Genomic DNA, 3,222 nt, shown 5'->3' with positions numbered 1-3,222 from the left:
GCCGAGGAATACGGGCTGATCCTCGTCCTCGTCATCCTCGGGCTTTACGGGCTGGTCGTCGTGCGTTCGATGTTCCGGCTGATGAAAGAGCGTGACCCCTTCGTGCGCCTTGCCGGGGCGGGCCTCGCCTGCATCTTCGGCGTGCAGGCCATGATCAATATGGGCGTCGCCGTGCGCCTGCTGCCCGCCAAGGGCATGACGCTGCCCTTCGTGAGCTATGGCGGCTCCTCGGTCATCGCTGCGGGCATCACCGTGGGCATGCTGCTCGCGCTCACCCGCACCCGGCCGCAAGGGGGCTTGCAAGACATCCTGTTCCGCCGGGGAGGGCGCTGATCCCATGGCGCCCAAGGCTCCGCTTCTTCTGATCGCGGCTGGCGGCACAGGCGGCCATATGTTTCCGGCGCAGGCGCTGGCCGAGGCGATGATCGCGCGCGGCTGGCGGGTGAAACTGTCGACCGATGCGCGCGGCGCCCGCTATGCCGGGGGCTTTCCCCCCGCCGTGCAGATCGAGGAAGTCTCCTCCGCCACTTTCGCGCGCGGCGGCATTCTGGCGAAACTGCTGGTGCCCTTCCGCATCGCGGGCGGGGTGATCGCGGCGGCCTTCGCCATGCTGCGCGACCGGCCCGAGGTGGTGGTGGGCTTTGGCGGCTATCCCTCCATCCCCGCCATCGCGGGCGCCACGCTCCTGCGCCTGCCGCGGATGATCCACGAACAAAACGGCGTCCTGGGCCGGGTGAACCAGATTTTCGCCCGCCGGGTGAAGGCCGTGGCCTGCGGCACCTGGCCCACCGCGCTGCCCGAAGGGGTCGAGGGCATCCATACCGGCAACCCGGTGCGCGGCGCCGTGCTGGACCGCGCGGCCTCGCCCTATATCGCGCCCGGCGATTACCCGATGAGCCTCGTGGTCATCGGCGGCAGCCAGGGCGCGCGCATCCTGTCGGATGTGGTGCCCGCCGCCATCGCCGCGCTGCCCGAGGCCCTGCGCCGTAACCTGCGCATTGCCCATCAGGCCCGCGCCGAAGATCTGCCGCGCGTGGTCGAGGCCTATGACGCCGCCGGCCTCATGGCCGAGGTCGAGCCCTTCTTCACCGACATTCCCCGCCGCCTGTCCGAGGCGCAGCTGGTGATCTCGCGCTCCGGCGCCTCCTCGGTGGCCGATATTTCGGTGATCGGGCGGCCCGCGATCCTCATTCCCTTCGCCGCCGCCACCGCCGACCACCAGACAGCGAATGCCCGCGGGCTGGTTTCCGCCGAGGCCGCCATCCTCATCCCCGAATCCGCGCTTGACGCCGCCACGCTCTCGGCGCACATCGCCGCCGTGCTGTCGAACCCGCAAGCGGCGGAGCAGATGGCCGCCAATGCGCTGGCGCAGGCCCGCCCCGATGCCACCGCGCGTCTGGTCGATCTCGTGCTGCGCCTTGTCCATCACGACTGATCCCTCACCGACCCCAAGCGACCCGGAAAGAGTGCCATGAACGCCACCAAACTGCCCCTCGAACTTGGCCCCATCCATTTCGTCGGCATCGGCGGCATCGGCATGTCGGGCATTGCCGAGGTGCTGATGACCCATGGCTATCGGGTGCAGGGGTCGGATGCCAAGGCCTCCAAGATCACCGACCGGCTGGTCAGCCTCGGCGCCACCTTCTTTGAAGGTCAGGCCGCCGCCAATATCGGCGAGGCCGCCGTGATCGTGATTTCCTCGGCCATCAAGCCCGGCAACCCCGAGCTGGAGGAGGCGCGCCGCCGCAAGCTGCCCGTGGTGCGCCGGGCCGAGATGCTGGCCGAACTCATGCGCCTGCGCTCCAATATCGCCATCGCGGGCACCCATGGCAAAACCACCACCACCACCATGGTCGCCACGCTGCTGGACAAGGGCGGGCTGGACCCGACCGTCATCAATGGCGGCGTGATCCATGCCTATGGCTCCAATGCGCGGGCCGGGGCAGGGGAGTGGATGGTGGTCGAGGCCGATGAAAGCGACGGCTCTTTCAACCGCCTGCCCGCCACCATTGCCATCGTCACCAATATCGACCCCGAGCATATGGAGCATTGGGGCAGCTTTGATGCCCTGCGCAAAGGCTTTTACGATTTCGTGTCGAACATCCCGTTTTACGGCTTGGCGGTGTGCTGCACCGATCACCCCGAGGTGCAGGCGCTGGTCGGCCGCGTGACGGATCGCCGCGTGGTGACCTTTGGCTTCAACGCGCAGGCCGATGTGCGGGCGGTGAACCTCAGGTTTGAAAATGGCAAGGCGCATTTCGACATCCTGCTGCAAGGCGAGGGGGAAGGTTCGAAAATCGAAGGCTGCACCCTGCCGATGCCGGGCGATCACAATGTGTCCAACGCGCTGTCCGCCGTGGCGGTGGCCCGCCATCTGGGCATGAAGAAGGATGAAATCCGCGAGGCGCTGGCGAATTTCGGCGGCGTGAACCGGCGCTTCACCAAAGTGGCCGAGGTGAATGGCGTCACCATCATCGACGATTACGGCCATCACCCGGTCGAGATCGCCGCCGTGCTGAAGGCCGCCCGTCAGGCCATCGCGGGCCGCGACGGCGCGCGGGTGATCGCCGTGCATCAGCCGCATCGCTACAGCCGCCTGTCCTCGCTGTTCGAGGAGTTCTGCACCTGTTTCAACGAGGCCGATGTGGTGGGCATCGCGCCGGTCTATGCGGCGGGCGAAGACCCGATCCCCGGCGCCAGCGGCGAGGATCTGGTGGCAGGCCTGATCGCCCACGGCCACCGCCACGCCCGCAGCACGCTCGATGAGGCCGACCTCGTCCGCCTCTGCCGCGAACAGGCCCGCCCCGGCGACATCTTCGTCTGCCTCGGCGCCGGCACGATCAGCGCCTGGGCCAACGGCCTGCCCGCAAGACTGACCGAAAAGGCCGCATAAGCGCGCCCGATGGCCGAGGCCTCGCCGAGGTGACGGGGCACCGTGCCGCGTTTGGGCCGCTGTCAGTCCAGCAGGGATGCTCCTGCGCTCCCGTTGCCCATGGCCGAGGCCATCGCCGAGGTCATGTTGAAACCTGGCCACATAGGGCCGGTGGCCCGAAGCCACCGGCCAGCGCCCGCCCTCCGGGCGGCGGGCGCTTTCGCGCCCACCGGGCGGGCGCAGGCCTCTTGCATCTTCGCTGATCCGGTCTTGCCTGACCGCCCCAACACGGGCGGGGAAAAGCAGTGCTTTTCCAATTCCGCCCGCTCCCCATGACCAAGCCCACGGCC

Annotated in this window: 3 protein-coding genes; all 3 read left to right on the top strand. The window is 68.4% G+C overall.

Going from position 1 to position 3,222, the window contains the following annotated elements; all coding sequences use genetic code 11:
- On the top strand, positions 1–333 hold a 333-nt coding region (locus JNN06_RS08030; RefSeq protein WP_291239071.1), incomplete at its 5' end, for an FtsW/RodA/SpoVE family cell cycle protein.
- A gap of 4 nt (positions 334–337) precedes the next feature.
- Entirely contained in the window at positions 338–1,435 is a 1,098-nt protein-coding gene (locus JNN06_RS08025; RefSeq protein WP_291239070.1) for a UDP-N-acetylglucosamine--N-acetylmuramyl-(pentapeptide) pyrophosphoryl-undecaprenol N-acetylglucosamine transferase, read from the top strand.
- Between the two features lie 36 nt (positions 1,436–1,471).
- Positions 1,472–2,893 (top strand): UDP-N-acetylmuramate--L-alanine ligase, encoded by a 1,422-nt coding sequence (gene murC, locus JNN06_RS08020; protein ID WP_291239069.1) that lies wholly within the window; start codon positions 1,472–1,474, stop codon positions 2,891–2,893.
- Positions 2,894–3,222: the final 329 nt, after the last annotated feature.

Source organism: Gemmobacter sp. (assembly GCF_016792925.1).
Lineage (GTDB): Bacteria > Pseudomonadota > Alphaproteobacteria > Rhodobacterales > Rhodobacteraceae > Gemmobacter.
The sequence above is the reverse complement of the archived record's forward strand: the minus strand, read 5'-3'. Positions and strand labels throughout refer to the sequence as shown.